Annotated in this window: 20 protein-coding genes and 2 pseudogenes; 13 read left to right on the forward strand and 9 right to left on the reverse strand. The window is 74.3% G+C overall.

Annotated features, from left to right (window positions below; all coding sequences use genetic code 11):
- Positions 1-432 carry a hypothetical protein gene (locus EEW87_RS16365; protein WP_148041533.1) on the reverse strand — a complete coding sequence of 144 codons (432 nt, stop codon included), beginning with the start codon at positions 430-432 and terminating at the stop codon, positions 1-3.
- 119 nt (positions 433-551) lie between these two features.
- On the opposite strand from EEW87_RS16365, the gene EEW87_RS16370 reads away from it, so the two are divergent.
- A complete protein-coding gene (locus tag EEW87_RS16370; protein WP_148041532.1) occupies positions 552-1652 on the forward strand; it encodes a WXG100 family type VII secretion target in 1101 nt (366 codons plus the stop codon).
- A gap of 17 nt (positions 1653-1669) precedes the next feature.
- A complete protein-coding gene (locus tag EEW87_RS16375) occupies positions 1670-2536 on the forward strand; it encodes a hypothetical protein (RefSeq protein WP_148041531.1) in 867 nt (288 codons plus the stop codon).
- Here EEW87_RS16375 and EEW87_RS16380 read toward each other — a convergent pair.
- Positions 2529-3077 carry a hypothetical protein gene (locus EEW87_RS16380; RefSeq protein WP_148041530.1) on the reverse strand — a complete coding sequence of 183 codons (549 nt, stop codon included), beginning with the start codon at positions 3075-3077 and terminating at the stop codon, positions 2529-2531. The genes EEW87_RS16375 and EEW87_RS16380 overlap by 8 nt on opposite strands.
- 49 nt (positions 3078-3126) lie before the next feature.
- Between EEW87_RS16380 and EEW87_RS16385 the strand changes: the two genes are divergently transcribed.
- The 3 genes from EEW87_RS16385 (at position 3127) to EEW87_RS16395 (ending at position 6059) form a co-directional block, all read left to right on the forward strand.
- Complete coding sequence (locus EEW87_RS16385) at positions 3127-3822, forward strand: lysophospholipid acyltransferase family protein (RefSeq protein ID WP_068273315.1); 696 nt, start codon at positions 3127-3129, stop codon at positions 3820-3822.
- Positions 3823-3930: 108 nt separating this feature from the next.
- Positions 3931-5268, forward strand: a complete 1338-nt coding sequence (locus EEW87_RS16390; protein WP_123091189.1) for a Mur ligase family protein — start codon at positions 3931-3933, stop codon at positions 5266-5268.
- Entirely contained in the window at positions 5265-6059 is a 795-nt protein-coding gene (locus EEW87_RS16395; RefSeq protein ID WP_083968532.1) for a type 1 glutamine amidotransferase, read from the forward strand. Before EEW87_RS16390 ends, EEW87_RS16395 begins: the two co-directional genes overlap by 4 nt.
- On the opposite strand, the gene EEW87_RS16400 is transcribed toward EEW87_RS16395, so the two are convergent.
- Both EEW87_RS16400 and EEW87_RS16405 read right to left on the reverse strand, forming a co-directional pair.
- The gene (locus EEW87_RS16400) at positions 6056-7111 is read right to left on the reverse strand and encodes a lysylphosphatidylglycerol synthase transmembrane domain-containing protein (RefSeq protein WP_123091188.1); all 1056 of its coding nucleotides are present in this window, start codon (positions 7109-7111) and stop codon (positions 6056-6058) included. The two genes, EEW87_RS16395 and EEW87_RS16400, sit on opposite strands and share 4 nt — an antisense overlap.
- Positions 7108-7983 carry a PIG-L deacetylase family protein gene (locus tag EEW87_RS16405; protein WP_123091556.1) on the reverse strand — a complete coding sequence of 292 codons (876 nt, stop codon included), beginning with the start codon at positions 7981-7983 and terminating at the stop codon, positions 7108-7110. Before EEW87_RS16405 ends, EEW87_RS16400 begins: the two co-directional genes overlap by 4 nt.
- Positions 7984-8025: 42 nt before the next feature.
- On the opposite strand from EEW87_RS16405, the gene EEW87_RS16410 reads away from it, so the two are divergent.
- From EEW87_RS16410 to EEW87_RS16420, 3 genes are read left to right on the forward strand one after another with little or no spacing between them, the layout of a single operon-like run.
- Positions 8026-9210, forward strand: coding sequence for a glycosyltransferase family 4 protein (locus EEW87_RS16410; protein ID WP_240341621.1), 1185 nt, complete (start codon positions 8026-8028; stop codon positions 9208-9210).
- Positions 9207-9944, forward strand: coding sequence for an NUDIX hydrolase (locus EEW87_RS16415; RefSeq protein ID WP_192826135.1), 738 nt, complete (start codon positions 9207-9209; stop codon positions 9942-9944). The genes EEW87_RS16410 and EEW87_RS16415 overlap by 4 nt, the downstream gene beginning before the upstream one ends.
- Positions 9945-9954: 10 nt before the next feature.
- Complete coding sequence (locus EEW87_RS16420) at positions 9955-10290, forward strand: hypothetical protein (protein WP_068273328.1); 336 nt, start codon at positions 9955-9957, stop codon at positions 10288-10290.
- A gap of 78 nt (positions 10291-10368) precedes the next feature.
- Here the strand turns inward: EEW87_RS16420 and EEW87_RS16425 are convergent, their stop codons facing one another.
- The 3 genes from EEW87_RS16425 to ligD are packed head-to-tail and all read right to left on the reverse strand — an operon-like array spanning position 10369 to position 13171.
- Complete coding sequence (locus EEW87_RS16425) at positions 10369-11367, reverse strand: quinone oxidoreductase family protein (RefSeq protein WP_123091553.1); 999 nt, start codon at positions 11365-11367, stop codon at positions 10369-10371.
- A 5-nt stretch (positions 11368-11372) separates the two neighbouring features.
- Positions 11373-12197, reverse strand: a complete 825-nt coding sequence (locus tag EEW87_RS16430; RefSeq protein WP_123091187.1) for a uracil-DNA glycosylase — start codon at positions 12195-12197, stop codon at positions 11373-11375.
- Positions 12194-13171, reverse strand: coding sequence for a non-homologous end-joining DNA ligase (ligD, locus tag EEW87_RS16435; protein WP_123091186.1), 978 nt, complete (start codon positions 13169-13171; stop codon positions 12194-12196). Before ligD ends, EEW87_RS16430 begins: the two co-directional genes overlap by 4 nt.
- Positions 13172-13274: 103 nt before the next feature.
- On the opposite strand from ligD, the gene EEW87_RS17280 reads away from it, so the two are divergent.
- From EEW87_RS17280 to pcrA, 4 genes are all read left to right on the forward strand, one after another.
- Complete coding sequence (locus tag EEW87_RS17280; RefSeq protein WP_404812360.1) at positions 13275-13415, forward strand: putative leader peptide; 141 nt, start codon at positions 13275-13277, stop codon at positions 13413-13415.
- On the forward strand, positions 13390-13887 hold the full coding sequence (locus tag EEW87_RS16440; RefSeq protein ID WP_123091185.1) for a cupin domain-containing protein: 498 nt from the start codon (positions 13390-13392) through the stop codon (positions 13885-13887). The genes EEW87_RS17280 and EEW87_RS16440 overlap by 26 nt, the downstream gene beginning before the upstream one ends.
- On the forward strand, positions 13884-14276 hold the full coding sequence (locus EEW87_RS16445; protein WP_068274254.1) for a rhodanese-like domain-containing protein: 393 nt from the start codon (positions 13884-13886) through the stop codon (positions 14274-14276). Before EEW87_RS16440 ends, EEW87_RS16445 begins: the two co-directional genes overlap by 4 nt.
- Before the next feature lie 71 nt (positions 14277-14347).
- Entirely contained in the window at positions 14348-16780 is a 2433-nt protein-coding gene (gene pcrA, locus EEW87_RS16450) for a DNA helicase PcrA (protein ID WP_123091184.1), read from the forward strand.
- 38 nt (positions 16781-16818) lie between these two features.
- On the opposite strand, the pseudogene EEW87_RS16455 reads toward pcrA, so the two are convergent.
- A pseudogene (locus EEW87_RS16455) lies at positions 16819-17399 on the reverse strand (helix-turn-helix transcriptional regulator).
- Here EEW87_RS16455 and EEW87_RS16460 point away from each other — a divergent pair.
- Positions 17335-17706, forward strand: a pseudogene (locus EEW87_RS16460) (alpha/beta fold hydrolase); the annotation flags it as partial. The pseudogenes EEW87_RS16455 and EEW87_RS16460 sit on opposite strands and share 65 nt — an antisense overlap.
- Positions 17707-17805: 99 nt before the next feature.
- Here the strand turns inward: EEW87_RS16460 and EEW87_RS16465 are convergent.
- Entirely contained in the window at positions 17806-18720 is a 915-nt protein-coding gene (locus EEW87_RS16465; RefSeq protein WP_123091183.1) for a M23 family metallopeptidase, read from the reverse strand.
- Between the last annotated feature and the right edge of the window lie 95 nt (positions 18721-18815).

Below are 18815 nucleotides of genomic sequence, written 5' to 3' on the forward strand. Positions count from 1 at the left end.
CTAGGCCCGGTCCTGCAGCAGCTGCCACAGCGCGGCGCCGCCGCCGCACACGAGGACGACGACGACCGCCATCGCGACGTTCGTCAGGACCGTCCGCGCGTGCGGTGCCGCCGAGCGCTGCTGCGGGACCAGGCCGATCATCCCCTTCGCCTCCGAGGTCCGGGGCAGCGCGTAGTGCACGTCGACCTGCCCGCCCGGCGGGACGTCGATGACGAGCTCGGCCTCGCCGTAGCGCGCGACGAGCTGGTAGATGCCGTAGCAGGAGATCGTGTGCTGACCCGGCGCGACCGGCACGAGGGTGCTCGACCCGCTGCCGACGCTCGGCAGCAGCTGCACCTCGTGGCCGTCGACGCGGCAGCGCACCTGGCCCCCGCTCGCCCCGCTCACGGCATGCACGACGACGGTGCTGCCCGGCCGCGGATGAGCTGTCATGGGCGGTGAGCGTATCGGGGCAGGAGGGCAGTGCTCCCCATGGTCGCGCGGCTCGTCGCGCCCCTAGCCTTCGAGCAGACAGGGGCGCAGCCGCCGACGCGACGGGCAGGGGGATGCAGATGACGGTCACCGAGGGGATGGACGTCGAGCGGGTGCGCTCGATCGCCACGCAGCTCATGGATCTCGGGTCGAGGGTCGAGGACGTGCGCCAGGAGGGCCAGACCCGGGTCGACGTGCTCGACGACGTGTGGGCCGGGCCCGACCTCGAGCACTTCCAGCGCTCCTGGCGTGCGACCGTGCCGCGCCTCACCCACGCGGGTCAGGCGATGCGCGACTACGGGCAGCGCCTCGACGACCAGGCCGAGGACCAGGACGACGCGTCCGCCTCGATCGGGGGTCGAGCCCCCGGTGCGCCGACGCCGCCCGTCCCGCTCCCGCTGCCGCCCCTCCCGCCGGGTCGCACCGGGCAGGGCCAGTCGCTCCTCGACCGCATCTGGGACGCGCTGGACCGCGTCACCCAGCCGGTCCGCGACCTCGTCACCGGGGTGCTCGACGGCATCACCGGCGTCTTCAACAACCTCGACGTGAAGTTCTCGATGATCGCCGCCGACCTCGTCGACGCCTTCCGCGAGATCTCCCCGAAGTTCAAGGCCTGGCTCGCCGCGACCGGTGGCGTCATCAGCCGCTTCGTCGCCAAGTGGGCGCCGAAGCTCGTGCCGCTCGGTCGCTCGCTGCTCCCCGTGCTCGGCATCGGTGCGAAGTTCCTCAAGGCGCTGCCCTATGTCGGCGCCGGTGTCGCGCTGTGGGAGATGAAGGGCGTCTTCTCCGACGCGTGGAACGGCAGGGCCAACCCCCACGAGATCTGGAACAAGGTGATCCTCGGCGGCGGCTCGTCGGTCGCCGCCTTCTTCCCGCCCTACGGCACGCTCGTCTCGGTCGGGCTGACGCTCGAGCAGCTGCGCCACGAGCACATGCCCAAGCTCGACGGCTGGCTCGCGGAGCAGACGGGGATCTCCGAGGACGTCATCCGGATCGGCCGTGTCGGCCTCATGGCACCGATGAACCCGCTCGTCCTCGCCGACCTGCTGCCCGACACGGACTTCGACCTGCCCGGCCCGTCGCCGTCGGAGATCGCCAGCGGCACGTGGGACACGATCAAGGACGTCGCGACGAACCCGATCCCGCTGCCCTCCCTGCCCAACCCCCTGCCGTGGCCGTGACCGACCCGAAGGACGCCATGACCCTCACCAGCGAGACCACCAGCACCGACGAGGCCGTGGCGGCGGTGGTCGCGCTCGCCCGGGCCGGCGACGAGCCGGTCGACCTCGCGGTGCTCACCGACGAGGAGCTCTACGCCTACTGCGACGAGCCGGCTGACTCCACTCCCCACGGGCTGTGGTTCGCCAACCTCACCGGGGAGGCCCAGCAGGCGGCCGCGCTCGGGGCGCTGCGCTCCGCCGCCGCCCGGGACGCGGTCGACGTCGAGCTCGACACGACGGGCGAGGACGCGGTCGGTCACGTCGTGCTCGACGACCAGGTGGTCGCGGCGCTCGCCCTGCGTTCGCGCGAGATCCGTCTGTCGCTGCGCGTCGTGGGCTCGATGGGCGAGACGTGGTACCTCCTGCGGCACGTCGAGGACGACCTGTGGTGCCGCGAGGTCGTCACGACGCACGGCTTCCACCTCGTGAGCCTCGTGCGTCTCGACGCCGCGGAGCGCGAGGTCTACCTCGGCCGCTTCCAGCTGCCCGACGGGGCGGCGCAGGCCGCCGCGCCCGACGTCGACGTGCTCCTCACCGAGGCCGAGCTGGGGGCCGCGGCCCGCCGCGACGGCGACGAGCTGGGCTTCCTCACCCGGACCCGCCACATCGGCAACCTCGTGCGCTTCCCGGGCCCGGACGGCGAGACCGAGTCGCTCATGGTGCACGTGCAGCCCGAGGGGTCGGTCGTCGTCGGCGACATCGGCGGGGGGGCCGTGCGCTACCGCGGGGGAGTGGGCGCCGACCTCGGCACCGACTGGGACGGCTGGGTCGCGCGCAGCGCGGCCGGGCTCGACGCCCCGCCCGCCGACCCGACGGGCGAGGCGGGTCCCCCTTCGCTCAGCTGAGCAGGATCGGGCCGCCGACGCAGAGCGCGACGACGAGGACGACGACGGCGAGCATCGCGACGAGGACGCCGACGCCCTTGCGCTTCTGCGTCTCGTGCCCGATGGAGCCCGTCGTGAACTGGTGCCACGGCACGGCGTAGAAGACGGGGACGACCTGGCCCTCGCGGACGTCGACCTCCATGCCGGCCTGGCCGTAGCGACGCAGCCACTGGGTGTGCACGTCGACGCGGTGACGGCCCGGGCGAAGGGGGTACAGCGTCGCCCCGAAGGCGCCGCTCACGCGGTGCCCGTCGACGTGGACCGCCGGGGTGAGACCGGTCGTCAGCGCGTTGCCCTGGAGGGTGACGAGGAGCGCGCCGTAGCCGGGTGGGGGCGCCATGGTCCGGGCGTGCTCGCCGTGCACCGGCATGACCGCGCCGCCGTGGGGCGGCTGGGGAGCGGGAGGGCCGGACGGGTGGTGCGGGGCCTGGTGGTGCTGGGGCGGCGGGGCGGGCGGCCCGGGGTGGTGGTGCGGGGGCTGCTGCGGCGGAGGCGGTCCCACGGGCGGAAGGCTCGACATGGGCCCGACCCTAGGTGACTACCCTGGCCGCATGCCCGCCAACCTGCCGACCCACGTCGCCGAGGTGATCCTGCGCAAGGTGCTCGTCGGGCCGCCGCTCAAGGCCTACCTGCGGATGCGCGTCGAGGGGCGCGAGCACGTGCCCGCCACCGGCGCCGTCATCATCGCGAGCAACCACCTCAGCTTCGTCGACTCGATGGTCATCCCGCTCGCCGCGGGCCGCAAGGTCGGCTTCCTCGGCAAGGCCGAGTACGTCGAGGGCACCGGGGCGAAGGGATGGCTCAAGCGGCTGTGGTTCGGCGAGTTCGCCGGGATGATCCCGGTCGACCGCGACGACCCCCGGGCTGCCGCCCGGTCGCTCGAGGTCGCCGAGGAGCACCTGCGCTCCGGCGGTGCCTTCGGCATCTACCCCGAGGGCACGCGCAGCCGCGACGGCCGCCTGCACAAGGGCAAGACCGGGGTCGGCCGGCTCGCGGACGCGACCGACGCCGTCGTCGTGCCGTGCACCCTCGTCGGGACCGACCGCGTGCAGCCGGTCGGCGCGCGCGGGCTGCGACCGCACCGGGTGACGGTCCGCTTCGGCCCGCCGGTCGACGTCGCGAGCCTCAAGCGCCAGCACGTGAAGACCCGGCTCTACCGGGCGATCACCGACGCGGTGATGGAGGAGATCGCGCAGCGCTCGCCGCAGGAGCGCTCCGACGGCTTCTCCGACCGCAGTGCCTCCTGACCGCCGTGCCTCCTGACCGCAGTGCTTCGTGACCCGACCGGGCGCGACACGGGCGCGCGGACCCCGGTGCGCCGCACGGGCGTCCGGCCCGCCTCCTAGACTGACCGCGTGCTGAGGACGACCGCCGCCGTCATCGCCGGCAAGGCCGCGCGTACCGCCGCCCGCATCAGGGGCGGTGGGTCCGGGGGCTCGGCGCTGCCCGGCCTCGTCGCCGAGCGGGTCGACCCCGGCTTCCTCGCTCACGCCCTCGCCGGGGTGCGCGACGGCGTCGTCGTCGTCAGCGGGACGAACGGCAAGACGACGACGACGAAGATGCTCGTCGCGCTCCTGCGGGCCCACGGGCGCACCGTCTTCACCAACCCCACCGGCTCGAACTTCACCCGCGGCGTCATCTCGGCGATGCTCGAGGAGCTGCCCCTGCGCGGCCGGCTCGAGGCCGACCTCGCCGTGCTCGAGCTCGACGAGGCCCACGCGCTGCACTTCGCGCGGGCGGTCGCCCCGAGCCACGCCCTGCTGCTCAACGTCGCCCGCGACCAGCTCGACCGCTTCGCCGAGATCGACCACACCGCGCGGCTGCTCACCGAGCTCGCCGGCATGACGACGACCGGCGTCGTGCTCAACCGCGACGACTCCTACGTCAACCGGATCGCCGCCGAGCTCGCCGACGGCGTGCAGGTGAGGTGGTTCGGGCTCGACGAGAGCATCGCCGCGCGGCTCGGCGAGCTGCAGGAGCAGGACGTCCGGGCCCAGGACGCCTACACCCCGCCGCTGGCCGGGCCGCTCGACGGCCTGCTCGCCCCGATCGACGAGCAGCAGCTGCTCGTGCGCTGGGGCGAGGAGCACGAGGGCGGCGTCCTCGGACCGGTCACCCTCAAGCAGCGCGGGCTCGCCGCGATGATCAACGCGACCGCCGCGACGACGACCGCCCGGATGCTCCTCGGCGACGACTTCCGCGAGGACGCGACCCTGCACGCGCTGCGCACGGTGGCTCCCCCCTTCGGCCGCGGCGAGGTCATCGACGCCGACGGCCAGCCGCTCGAGCTCGTGCTCGTCAAGAACCCCGCGGGCTTCACCGTCGCGCTGGGCACGTACGGCTCGACGCCCGTCGCGTCGATGATCGCGATCAACGACGACTACGCCGACGGCCGCGACGTCTCGTGGCTCTACGACGTCGACTTCACCCCGCTGCGGGCGAAGGGGGTGGCGCTCACCTCGGGTGTGCGCGGCTGGGACATGGCCCTGCGGCTCGAGTACGACGACGTCGAGGTGGGCCGGACCCTCACGGATCTCGAGGAGGGGCTGAGCACCTTCCTCGCCGAGCACCGCGACGAGCCCAAGCGGGTCTTCTGCACGTACACGGCGATGCTCGCCCTGCGCCGGATGCTCGGCGAGCGCTACGACGTGCCCGAGATGGGCACCGACGCACCCGAGGCAGGTCAGGCATGAGCGATCTCGACGTCACCATCCTCGGCGAGCCCCTCGGCTCGTCGCTGCCGGCGGACCCCGGCGGGGAGGGCAAGGGCGAGATCCACCTCGTCCACCTCTACCCGCGCGAGATGAGCATCTACGGCGACCTCGGCAACACCCGCTGCCTCGCCGCCCGGATCCGGCGGCACGGCTACGTGCCGGTCGTCCACCAGCACCACCCGGGCCGGCCCTTCCCGGAGCGCGTCGACCTCGTCGTCGGCGGCGGCGGGCAGGACTCCGGTCAGGTGACCGTCGAGGACGACCTCGAGCGGATCGCCGACCGGCTGCGCGAGCTCGCCGACCAGGGCGTGCCGATGCTCATGATCTGCGGCATGTACCAGCTCTTCGGCAACGCCTTCATCACCGTGGACGGGCAGCGCCTGCCCGGGCTGGGCATCCTCGACGTCACGACCCAGGGCAACGCGAAGCGGATGATCGGCCCCGTCGTGCTGAGCACCGACCACGGCGACGTCGTCGGCTACGAGAACCACTCCGGCTCGACGACCCTCGGGCCCGGCCAGGCCCCCTTCGGGCGGGTGCGCAGCGGTCTGGGCAACAACGGCTCCGACGGCACCGAGGGCGCGATCACCGGGCACGTCATCGGCTCCTACCTGCACGGGCCGATCCTGCCCGCGAACCCGGTCCTCGCCGACACGCTCGTCGGGTGGGCCGCCGAGCACGCGACGGGGTCCCCCTTCGTGCCCGAGACGCTCGACGACTCGACGGCACGCGAGGCCCAGCAGCGCCAGGTCCGCCGCCTCGTCGGCTAGGCGACCGGCTCGAGGTCGTCGTCGGCGGTGCTCGCCCGGCGCGGCATGACCGTCCACGCGAGCCACCCGATGGCCCCGAGCGGCACCTCCATGAGGTGGGTGAAGACGGAGAAGAGCACGACGCCGGCCATCGCGGCGGCGGGGTCGGCGCCCCACGCGACGAGGGCGGCGGCCGTGCCGGTCTCGGTGACCCCGAGGCCGCCGGGGGTGACGCCGACGGCCGTGAGCAGACGCCCGATGGCGTACGCGGCGAAGAGCTGGCCGAAGGGCAGGTCGACGCCCGTCGCGCGCGTGACGAGCAGGAAGAGCACGTAGTACAGCCCGAAGAAGCCGACCATGCCGAGGGTCATCGACAGCCAGCCGGTGCGCAACGTCTCGGCGATGCGTGAGCGCAGGTCGCGCGCGGCCCGCTCGACCTGGTCGGCGTGCCGACGCCGCACGACGCGGATGGCGCGGTCGACGGCCGAGCCGACGAGCGCGGCCCCTCGGTCGGTCGCGACGGCGAGGGCGAAGACCGCGAGGACGACGACGCCGGTGACGATCGCCGCCCAGGACGCCTCGCGCATCGAGGTCGGCAGGTCCGTGGCGCCGACGGACAGCCCGGCGATCGCGACGACGGGCAGGGCGGCGCGGGTGAGGACGTTCCACACGCCCGTGACGACGGCCATCGTCGTGACGCGGGCGGCGGAGAAGCCCCACGACTTCGCGATCGTGTACGTCGCGGCGAGGCCGACGGCGCCGCCGCCGGGCAGGAGGTTGCTCACCGACGAGCCGCACAGGTTGAGCACGAGCGCACGTCCGTGGCTCAGGCCGGGCATCGCGCCGACCATGACGAAGGTGTAGCAGTACAGGCCGGCGAGGACGAGGGCGACGTAGATCAGGGCGGAGGTCGCCGGCACGGTGCCGAGCACCGAGAAGACCTCCGACCAGCTCGTCTTGGCGAAGTGGGGCAGGCCCCACACGAGCATGACGGCGGCGAGCCCGAGACCGAGGGTGACCTGCAGCCCGCGGCGCACGAGGACGCGGCGGCGGTCGGGGGCCTGGGTCGTCATGAGCCGGCCTCGACGTCGGCGAGGAGGTCGCGGCGCACGGGGGAGCCCGCGGGCAGGGCCGGGTCGCGGTACCACTCGCGGCCGAAGACGAGGTCGTAGAGCGGGCGGGGGATGCGCAGCAGCATCCCGAGCGTCCGGGCGTCGCCGGCGGAGCCGCTCGTCTGGCTCGCGTGGGCGCGCATGGAGGCCCGCTTCGCGCGGATGTGGGAGCGCACGGAGATGCGGTGGGTGATCTCGGAGCGGGCCGAGTAGGCCCGGTCGAAGGACGCGCGGTCGAAGGCCTCGGGGAAGCGGTAGACGTGCCCGACGAGGTCGAGGGCCCGGCAGATCGTGTCGCGGGGGACCGTCGCCTCGAGGACGCGAAGGGGGAGCCCGCTCGCCTCGCGGTAGCGCTGCGCCGCGGCGGCACCGACGTGGTGGACGTGGACGTGGTCGCGGTGGCCGTAGCCGCCGTGGCGGTCGTAGGTGAGCAGGACGTCGGCGCGCTCCTCGAGCAGCACCTCGGCTACACGCTCGGCGGCCTCCTCGACGGGTACCCGGGCGAAGCGGGTGGCCCCCGCGGGGTCGGGCTCCATCTGCGGGTCGCTGCCGGAGTCGGCGTAGCCGAGCTCGACGACACGGGCGACGCCCAGCGCGCGGGCGCTCGCGGCGAGCTCGCGGCTCCGGGTGGCGGCGAGGTGGTCCCCCTTCGCGCCGTAGGCCGAGGCGTCGGCCAGCCCCTGCGCCCCGTCGGTGGCGACGACGAGGACGACGCGGTGGCCCTCGGCGGCCGCGCGGGCCATCGTGCCGGCGGTGAGGAGGGCCTCGTCGTCGGGATGGGCGTGGAGGGCGACGATCGTGCGGCCGCCCCCGCCTGCGGGCTGCGAGGTCATCGGCCACACCCTCCCACACCCGGCCGTGGCACCCTGGCACCCGTGAAGGTCGCCCTGCTCACCGACTGCTACCCCCCGCGTGTCGGGGGCATCGAGTCGCAGGTCGCCGACCTCGCCGCGCATCTCGTCGACGACGGTCACGAGGTCGAGGTCTTCACGGCGACGACGGGCGCGGCGGGTCAGTCCCGCGGCGACGTCGAGGAGGGCCCGGTGCGGGTGCACCGCCTCGCCGAGCCGCTGCTGCGGGTGCCGGTCAACCCCTTCGCGGTGCCCGAGCTGCGCCGCCGGCTGGCGGCGGGGAGCTTCGACGTGGCGCACGTGCACGTGGGGGTGGTCAGCCCCTTCGCGTGGGACGCGGCTCGGGTGAGCACGGGTCTCGGGCTGCCGACGGCGATCACGTGGCACTGCGTGCTGCACCGGGCGACGGCGCTGTACCGCGCGTCGGGGGTGCTCGCACGGTGGACCGGGCGGGGAGCGGTGCTGTCGGCGGTGTCGACCTTCGCCGCGGGCCAGGTGCGCGCGGCCGCACCCGCGGGCACGCAGGTGGCGGTGCTCCCCAACGCGATCGACCTCGACCGGTGGCGCCCCCACCTACCACGCAGTACTGGTCGCGATGACGACCAGTACGGCGTGGTAGCCGGCGGCGAAGGGGGGTCGACGGCGGGCGACGGGGGGTCGGCGGCGGGCGACGGGGGGCCGGTCCGGCTCGTCTCGACGATGCGGCTGGCCCCGCGCAAGCGGCCCCTCGAGCTCGTCGACGCCTTCGTCGCCGCGGGGCTGGGGGACCGGGCGCGGCTCGAGGTCGTCGGTGACGGCCCGCTGCGCGACCGGCTCGAGCGCCGGGCCGCGGAGCTGCCCACCGGACAGGTCGTCGTGCGCGGGCGGCTGCCCCGCGAGGACCTGCGCGCGCTCTACGCCGACGCCGACGGCTACCTCGCGCCGACCCGGCTCGAGGCCTTCGGCATCGCGGTGCTCGAGGCCCGCGCCGCCGGGCTGCCCGTCGTCGCGATGGGTGGCTCGGGGGTGGACGACGTCGTCGACGACGGCGTGTCCGGTCTGCTCGTGCCCGACGACGCGGGGCTGACGCGTGCCGTCGCCCGCCTCGTCACCGACGACGCCCTGCGCGCGCGGATGGCGGCGCACAACCGGACCACCCCGCCGCGGCAGGTGTGGTCGCACGTCCTGCCCGAGGTGCTCGCGGAGTACGAGCGGGCGGGGGCGCGATGAGCAGGGTGCTGCTGCGGGTCTGCGCCGACGGCGGGGGAGCGTCCGGTCTGCTCGACGAGTGCGACCCGACCGCGCTCGTCCCCCTTCGCCACGGCGAGGACCCGCGGGCCGCGCTCGCAGCGGTGGGGTGGCACGACCCGCGCTGGCTCGGCGCGAGCCGACCGGCGGGCGAGCCCGAGACCGTCGAGATCGAGGTGACCGCCCGTCGTGGCGAGGTCACCCCTTTCGTGCCGGCGGTCGCGCCGCTCGACGCCGGTCTCGACCTCGCACCGGGCGAGGAGGTCGTGCCGCACCAGCGGGTCGCCGCCTACGCCGTCGTCGTCGAGGGGGGCGCGCTCCTGCTCACCCAGCTCTCGTCGCGGGTGCACGCCGCCCCCGGCCGCTGGACCCTGCCCGGCGGCGGGCTCGACCCCGGCGAGGACCCGGTCGCCGGGCTCGTGCGCGAGGTGTGGGAGGAGAGCGGCCAGGACGCCGAGATCGGCGGGCTGCTCGACGTGCAGACGCAGCACTGGGTGGGGCGGGCGCCGAGCGGTGCGCTCGAGGACTTCCACGCCGTGCGCCTGGTCTACCGGGCCCGGGTGGCCGCGCCGAGCGCCCCGGTCGTGCACGACGTGGGCGGCTCGACGGCTGACGCCCGGTGGGTGCCGCTCGACGAGGTCGACGCCTTGCGCCTCGTGCCGACCGTGCTCCTGCTGCGCGAGGCCGGGCACCTCGGCGATACCCCCGGCCCGTAAACTCCGCGGCATGGAAGCCCTGCGCCTCGTCCTCTACGTCCTGCACATGATCGCGATGGTGGCGATCGTGCTCTCCCCCTTCGTCGCGGCCCTCGGGCGCACGACCCAGGTGTGGGCTGCCCGGGTCCAGCTGCTCATCGGGCTCCTGCTCGTCGGCGTCCTCGAGATGCAGGACGCGAGCCTGAACCACACGAAGATCGGCGTGAAGCTGCTCGTGGCGCTCGCCGTCGTCGCCTGCGCCGAGATCGCGAACGCGCGCGCCCGCCGTGGCGAGAGCCACCGCCCGCTCATGCTCGCCGCGGCCGGTCTCACCGTGGTCAACGCGCTCGTCGCCTTCCTCTGGTGACCGCGCGCGTCGGACTGTGCCTCGTCATCGGGGAGCGCTGACGCCCCCGGCATCTCGTCCCCGTCTGCGTGCTGGGACTCAGGGGAGCAGGAGCAGCTTGCCGGTGCTGCGCCGGCCCTCGAGGTCGGCGTAGGCGCTCGCGGCGTCGTCCCAGGAGTAGCGGCCGCCGACGTGCACGTCGAGCCGGCCCTCGGCGACGGCGCCGAGCAGCTCGGCGGCGCGGCCGCGCAGCTCCTCGGTCGTCGCGATGTGGTGGGCGAGGGTCGGGCGGGTGAGGAAGAGCGAGCCGCCGGAGTTGAGGCGCTGGATGTCGAAGGGGGGCACCTGGCCGCTCGCCCCGCCGAAGAGCACCATGAGCCCTCGCGGTCGCAGCGAGGCCAGCGAGGCGTCGAAGGTCGCGGCCCCGACCCCGTCGTAGGCGACGTCGACGCCGTCCTCCCGACCGAGGCGGTGGGCGGCGCCCTCGATCTCGGAGGCGAGGTCGTCCCCCTTCGCCTCGCGGTAGTCGACGACCTCCCGTGCGCCGAGGCCGCGGGCGATCTCGCACTTCTCCGGGCCGCCCGCGGTGGCGATGACCGTGCCGCCGAGGTCGGTGATCATCTGCACGAGGAGGCGGCCGACGCCGCCGGCTGCGGCGTGCACGAGAGCGAGCGTGCCCGGCCGGACCTCGAAGGTCGAGCGGGTGAGGAAGTGCGCGGTGAGCCCCTGGAGCAGGGCGGCGGCGGCGATCTCGAGGTCGACGCCGTCGGGCACCGGGACGACCCGCGCCGCCGGGAGCACGGTGACCTCGGCGGCCGAGCCGAGGGTGAAGGGCCACGCCACCCGGTCGCCGGGGGTGAGGTCGTGGACCCCGTCGCCGACGGAGCGCACGACGCCTGCCCCCTCGTTGCCGATGACGAAGGGGGTCTGCGTCGGGTAGACCCCTTCGCGCTGGTAGACGTCGATGAAGTTCACCCCGACGGCCGCGACCTGCACGGCGACCTCGCCGGGTCCGGGGGAGGGCTCGAGCCGGGACTCGACGGCGAGGACGTCGCCCCCACCGGTGGACGTGGCGACGAGGGCACGGATGTCGGTCATGCTGCTCACCCTGGCAGAGACGCGAGGACGTCGTCGAGCATGTCCTGCGTCAGCCTCCCGGTGAAGGTGTTCTGCTGGCTCACGTGGTAGCAGCCGACGAGCTCGACGGGTCGGCCGGACGGGGTTACGACGGCCGCGCGGGCGCCGTGCCCGAACCGTGGCTTGGGCCGCGGCACCTGCCACCCGGCGCCGCGCAGCGCGGTGACGGTCGCGTCCCAGCCGATCGAGCCGAGGCACAGGATCGCCTCGACGTGTGGCTCGCTGATGCGCAGGCTGGCCTCGAACCACGGCGCGCAGGTCGCCCGCTCCTCGCCGGTCGGCTTGTTCGCCGGCGGGGCGCAGCGCACGGGCGCGACGATGCGCACGCCGGTGAGCTCGAGGCCGTCCCCGGCGGCCCACGACTGCGGATGGCTCGCGTAGCCCGCGCGGTGCAGCGCGGCGTAGAGCCAGTCGCCGGAGCGGTCCCCGGTGAAGTTGCGCCCCGTGCGGTTGGCGCCGTGCGCCGCGGGCGCGAGCCCGACGACGAGCACCCGGGCGTCGAGCGGGCCGAGCCCGGGCACCGGGCGGCCCCAGTACGGCTGGTCGGCGAAGGCGGCGCGCTTGGTCGTCGCGACCTCCTCGCGCCAGTCGACGAGCCGGGGGCACGCACGGCACACGGTGATCCGGGCAGCCAGCTCGGCCGGGTCGGGCGTCGCCGCGAGCCGGCGCACGCCGGCCGCCGTGCGCGCGACGGGCGTCTGCGCGGTCGCCGGGTCGCCGGGCCAGCCGGTGCCCGGCGGGACCGGGCTGGCGAAGGGGGCACCCGTCACCGGGTGGGGGAGGAGGGTCACGCGTCGTCCTCGTCCGGGTCGGGCGGCACCTGCTCGCCCGCGGCCTCGTCGCGCTCGGCCCACTCGAGGAGCGGGGTGAGGTCGTGGGCGACGTCGTCGATGCCGGCGTGGAGGTCGCCGAGCTCGGCGAAGCGGGCCGGCACGGTCGCGATGGTGCACTCCTGCGGCTCCACGTCGGTGATCTCGTCCCACGTGATCGGGGTCGAGACCGTCGCCCGGGCGTTGCCGCGCACGGAGTACGCGGCGGCGATCGTGTGGTCCCTCGCGTTCTGGTTGTAGTCGACGAAGACGGCGGAGGGGTCGCGGTCCTTGCGCCACCACGTCGTCGTCACGAGCTGGGGCGCGCGCCGCTCGACCTCACGGGCGAAGGCGAGCGCCGCGCGCCGCACCTCGCCGAACACCCACCGCGGCTCGACGCGCACGTATACGTGCAGCCCGCCGCCGCCCGAGGTCTTCGGGTAGCCGACGATGCCGAGCTCGTCGAGCACCTCGTGGACGACGCCGGCCACCTCACGCACCCGGTCCAGCCCGGCCTCGGGCATCGGGTCGAGGTCGATGCGCCACTCGTCAGGACGGTCGACGTCGGCGCGGCGCACGTTCCACGGGTGCAGCTCGACGGTGCTCATCTGCACCGCCCAGACGATCTGCGCCAGCTCGGTCGGGCACAGCTCGTCGGCGTGCAGGCCGTAGCGCGGGAAGTGCAGGCGCACGGTCTCCACCCACGGCGGCGCCCCCTGGGGCAGCCGCTTCTGGTGCACCTTCGCGCCCGACACCCCCTTCGGGAAGCGGTGGAGCATCGTCGGCCGCTCCCGCAGCGCCCGCAGGATGCCGTCGCCGACCGCGACGTAGTACTGCGCGAGGTCGAGCTTCGTCGCGCCCGTCTCGGGGAAGTACACCCGTTGCGGCGAGGAGATGCGCACGTCGCGCCCGCCGACCTCGAGATGGACGTCCTCGCCGTGCTCTCCCTTGGCCATGGGGGCAGCGTAGGAGCCGCGGCGTGCTCGGTGGCGGCGAAGGGTGCGTCCACGATGCGGAACGCCTACTGACTTGGTAGGAGATGGGTGGTGGGATCGGGGCATGACCTCGACGACGCCGCTGCACCGACGCCGGCACGTCGACCTCATGCGCCTCTCCGCCTCGATGTGTCCGGGGCCTCGCCCCCGCCCGCACACCTCGCACCCCAGGAGAGACCATGCCCGTCCCCAGCACCACCGCTGATCTCGCGGCCGACGCCCGCGACCTCACCCCCGTCCAGCTGCTGCGCCTCGCGCGGCTCTTCGCCGGCCGCCCCGGCATCGCCGACGAGGCGACCGCGCGCCCCGACGCCGACCCCCACGAGCGCACCTGGCTCCAGCTCGCGGGCGCCCCGCACCTGCAGGTCTGGCTCATCCGCTGGCCCCCCGGCACCTCGACCGGCTGGCACGACCACGGCAGCGCGGTCGGCGCCTTCACCGTCGTGCGGGGCGCGCTCACCGAGCGCACCCGCGTCGCCCAGGTGCAGGAGGAGCGCCTCGGCGCCGGAGACGGGCGCGCCTTCGGGGCCTCTCACGTCCACGACGTCGTCAACCTCGGCGAGGATGAGGCCGTGAGCATCCACGCGTACTCGCCGTCCCTGGAGCAGATGACCCACTACGACCTCGTCGACGGCCGGCTGCGCCCGGCCGGTGTCGAGCGCCGGGAGGCGTGGTGAGCACCCCCGGCATCGAGGGGCGGCTCGAGGCCGCCCGGGCCCAGATCGACCGGGTGACTCCCGAGGAGGCCTGGCGCGAGGTCGAGGACGGCGCCGTCGTCGTCGACATCCGGCCGGTCTCGCAGCGCGAGACCACCGGCGAGCTGCCGGAAGGGCCGGGCTCGGTCGTCATCGACCGCAACGTCCTCGAGTGGCGTCTCGACCCCACCTCGGGCGCCAGCCTGCCGATCGCGTCGACCGACCTGCGGGTGCTCGTCCTGTGCCAGCAGGGCTACGCGTCATCGCTGGCCGCGCAGACCCTGCGCGAGGTCGGCATCCACCGCGCGGCCGATGTCGTCGGCGGCTTCGACGCGTGGCTCGAGGCGGGCCTGCCCGTCCGCAGGCCCTAGGGCGAAGGGGGAGCCCCGCCCGCCCGCGGTGGGCGGGGCTGTCCGCGCCGCGACGTAGGGTTGGACCCGAGATGAGCAGCCTCTTCGACGACCTCCCCGACGCGATCCCCGGCGACTGGTCCACCGCCGTGACCGACTCCGGCGTGCCCACCTGGGCGATGACCGACGAGGGCCCGGCCCGGGCGGGGACGCACCCCGCCCACCCCGGCGGGCGCGACCCCGACGAGCTGCTCGAGGGGCTCAACCCGCAGCAGCGTGAGGCCGTGCTCCACGAGGGCTCCCCGCTGCTCATCATCGCCGGCGCGGGCTCGGGCAAGACCCGCGTGCTCACGCACCGCATCGCCCACCTGCTGGCAGCCCGCGGGGTCCAGCCGGGCCAGGTCCTCGCCATCACCTTCACCAACAAGGCCGCCGCCGAGATGCGCGAGCGGGTCGAGGACCTCGTCGGCCCGCGTGCCAAGGCGATGTGGGTCATGACCTTCCACTCGGCGTGCGTGCGCATCCTGCGCCGCGAGGCGACGAAGGTCGGGATGCGCAGCAGCTTCTCGATCTACGACGCCGCCGACAGCCAGCGCCTCATCGCGCTCGTCATGCGCGACCTCGACCTCGACTCCAAGCGCTACCCGCCGCGCTCCTTCGGCCACCAGATCAGCAACCTCAAGAACGAGCTCGTCGACGAGGAGGACTTCGCCCGCCGGGTCGGCAGCGAGCACGACGAGGCGCCCGGCGGCACGCACCAGGAGCAGGTGCTCTCCGAGGTCTACACCGCCTACCAGCGGCGCCTGCGCGAGGCCAACGCGCTCGACTTCGACGACATCATCATGACGACGGTCGGCATCCTCCAGGCCTTCCCCGACGTCGCCGAGCACTACCGGCGTCGCTTCCGCCACGTCATGGTCGACGAGTACCAGGACACCAACCACGCGCAGTACATGCTCATCCGCACCCTCGTCGGCGGCAGCCCCGACCACGAGCCGGCCGAGCACGCGGTCGGCCAGAGCGAGCTCGTCGTCGTCGGCGACGCCGACCAGTCCATCTACGCCTTCCGCGGCGCGACGATCCGCAACATCGCCGAGTTCGAGCAGGACTACCCCGACGCCCGCACGATCCTGCTCGAGCAGAACTACCGCTCGACGGAGACGATCCTGCGCGCGGCGAACGCCGTCATCGAGCGCAACGAGTCGCGCCGCCCCAAGCGGCTGTGGACCGAGTCCGGTGCGGGCGACGCGATCGTCGGCTACGTCGCGGACAACGAGCACGACGAGGCGTCCTTCATCGCGACGCGGATCGACACCCTCTCCGACGAGCACGGGGTCAAGCCCGGCGACGTCGCGGTCTTCTACCGCACCAACGCGCAGTCGCGCGCCATCGAGGAGGTCTTCGTCCGCGTCGGCCTGCCCTACAAGGTCGTCGGCGGCACGCGCTTCTACGAGCGGCGCGAGATCAAGGACGCGCTCGCCTACCTGCGCGTCATCGCCAACCCGACCGACACCGTCAACCTGCGCCGCATCCTCAACGTGCCGAAGCGCGGCATCGGCGACCGGGCGGAGGCCGCGGTCTCCCAGCTCGCCGAGCGCGAGCGGATCCCCTTCGTCGCAGCCCTCGGCCGCGCCGAGGACGCGCCGGGACTCGTCACCCGCTCGCTCACCGCGATCCGCGGCTTCACCTCGTTGCTCGAGGGGCTGCAGGGCGTGCGCGAGAGCGGCGAGGGAGTCGGCGACCTGCTGACGGAGGTCCTCGAGCGCTCCGGCTACGTCGACGAGCTGCGCGCCAGCCGTGACCCGCAGGACGAGACCCGGCTGGAGAACCTCGCCGAGCTCGTCGCCGTCGCCCGCGAGTTCGACGCGACCCGGGTCGCCACCGGCGAGGAGATCAGCCTCGACGACTTCCTCGAGCAGGTCAGCCTCGTCGCCGACGCCGACGAGATCCCCGACCAGCCCGACGGCGAGGTGGAGGACCGAGGGGTCATCACCCTCATGACCCTCCACACGGCGAAGGGGCTCGAGTTCCCCGTCGTCTTCCTCACCGGCATGGAGGACGGGACCTTCCCGCACATGCGCAGCCTGGGCAAGGCGAGCGAGCTCGAGGAGGAGCGGCGTCTGGCCTACGTCGGCATCACCCGCGCCCGCGAGCGGCTCCACCTGTCGCGGGCGAGCGTCCGCTCGGCCTTCGGCACCCCGCAGTACAACCCCGCCTCACGATTCCTCGCCGAGATCCCCGAGGAGCTCCTCGAGTGGGAGCGCACGGGGCCGACCTCACCGGTCGCGCGCCGCGGCGAGCCCGCCGTGGCCCGGCTCGCCGCCCGTCCCGGCGTGCGCTCGCCGGGCAACCGACCGGTCATCGCGCTCGACGCCGGAGACCGGGTGACGCACGACGCCTTCGGGCTCGGCACCGTCGTGCGGGTCGAGGGCGAGGGCGAGAAGTCGATGGCGCACGTCGACTTCGGGGGCGAGACCGGCGTCAAGCGCCTGCTCCTGCGCTACGCGCCGCTCACCAAGCTCTAGACCCGGGCGTCGAGGACGACGGGTCGTCCCAGCGGCTCTCACCCGCCGCCGTGGACCGGACGGGCGTGCGGCGGGGGCTCGCCGACCTCGGCGACGGTGTGGCCGGTGCACGGGGTCCTCGTCACGGTGGCCGACACGACCCGCGACACGGTGAACCACCGCATCGCGTCGCGGGTCCGGCACCAGGCCACGAGGTGCCACCGGCCGCCGGTGGACGCGAAGAGCACGGGCTCGACGTCACGCGTCGTCGTGACCCCCTGTGCCGACGTGTACCGGATGCGGACGACCCGCTGCTCGGCCATCGCCTCCTCCAGCGCCGACCTGACCCGCCGGGAGGGGGAGGGGGCGCATCGACCCACACGCGGCCGGCCAGCTCGAGGGACCGCGCCCGGGTCCGGGGGTCGAGCACGTCGACGATCTTGCGGACCCCCGCCGCGGCGAGATCTGCGTACGGGGCGTCCGGGGCGGCGGACACGGCGGCCATGAGCGCCACCGCCTGTGCCGGCGACAGGCTGACGGGCGCGAGCGACGCGCCGGCCGCCATCCCGTACCCGCCGCCGGGGGTCGAGGAGCTGGAGCTGCCCCCCTTCGCCGTCCTCGCCGAGCAGGCGAGCCTCAAGGGCCTGAGCCCGGAGGTGCTCGACACCTTCCGGGCCAGGGCGGTGCCCGAGCCGGCCCCGGTGCTCCGCCAGGCGGTCGAGCTCACGCACGACGACCGGCACGACGTGCCGACCACCCTCGTGTGCTGCTCGATCGCGAGCGCGCAGGTGCTCGAGCTGGCACGTGGCGGGCACCCGATGTTCGCCGACGTCGCCCGGCTGACGACCGTCGACGTCCTCGACCTGCCGACCGGTCACTGGCCGATGTGGAGCCGCCCGGACGAGCTCGCCGCCGTCATCGCGGCGGCGGCGTCGAGCCCCGCCTGAGACCTGCGACGGGCACGTCCGTCCCTGGGCGCGAGAGAGGGCCGCACCCGTCATCGGTGCGGCCCTCTCTCATGCCCACGACCCCGTGGACGGGTCGGATCAGTAGGTCAGACCCTTGGCGGCCAGCCAGGAGCGCGGCGCGACGGGCTCGCCACCGCCCGGGTGGATCTCGAGGTGCAGGTGGGGCCCGGTCGAGCGGCCCGAGTTGCCGGACAGGCCGACCTGCTCGCCCGCGGAGACCTTCTGGCCCACGGTGACCTGGAGGCTGCTCATGTGGCCGTAGCGCGAGATCGTGCCGTCGCTGTAGCGGATGTCGACCATCGTGCCGTAGCCGCTCTGCTGCCCGGCGAAGACGACCTCGCCGTTGCTCATCGCGCGCAGCGGGGTGCCGATCGGCACGCCGAAGTCGTCACCAGCGTGCATGCGACCCCAGCGGGGGCCGAAGCCGGAGGTGAAGACGGGGTTGGTCAGCGGCAGGACCCAGGCGCCGTCGGCCACGGCGGGGGTGCCCGCGGCGTCGACCGTGACGTCCTCGGTGGAGACGCCGAGCTCCTTGGCCGCGGCCTTCTTCTCTGCGGCACGCTGCTTCGCGGCCTCGCGCTTCTGCGCGGCCAGCTCCTTGCGCTTCTTGTCGCGGGCGACGCGCTGGCGCTCCTGCGCCCGCCCCTGGCCCTCGGCCACGGACTGGCTGCTCTCCTGGCGTCGCTGCGCCAGGTCGGTGTAGCCGGCGACGGTCTGGGCGACCTCGCCCTTCGAGCGCTCGGCGAGCGCCGGGTCGGCGAGCGCCTCGCTGTGCTGGGCAGCCGGGGCCGTGAAGGCGCTGACGGCCGTGCCCGAGGCGAGCGCGGTGCTCTGGGCTGCGGTCGCTCCGCCGGCGGTCACGACGAGCGTCGCGGCAGCGGCGGTGGGCAGGGCGTATCCGGCACCGAAGGCCTTGGGGAGGCGACGACGGCCGGTGGCGGCGCGTCGCTCGGCGCGGGTGGGCGTGCGGTGGCGCCCGGAATAGCTTGACATCGAGAAAGTCCTCGCAGGGGGTCGCGGACAAATCTCGGCGAGCCTAGCGTGACCACTTCGTTACACAAAACTCGGGCTGTGGACAGCGGCTGGCC

Source organism: Janibacter melonis (assembly GCF_003721155.3).
Taxonomy (GTDB): domain Bacteria; phylum Actinomycetota; class Actinomycetes; order Actinomycetales; family Dermatophilaceae; genus Marihabitans; species Marihabitans melonis.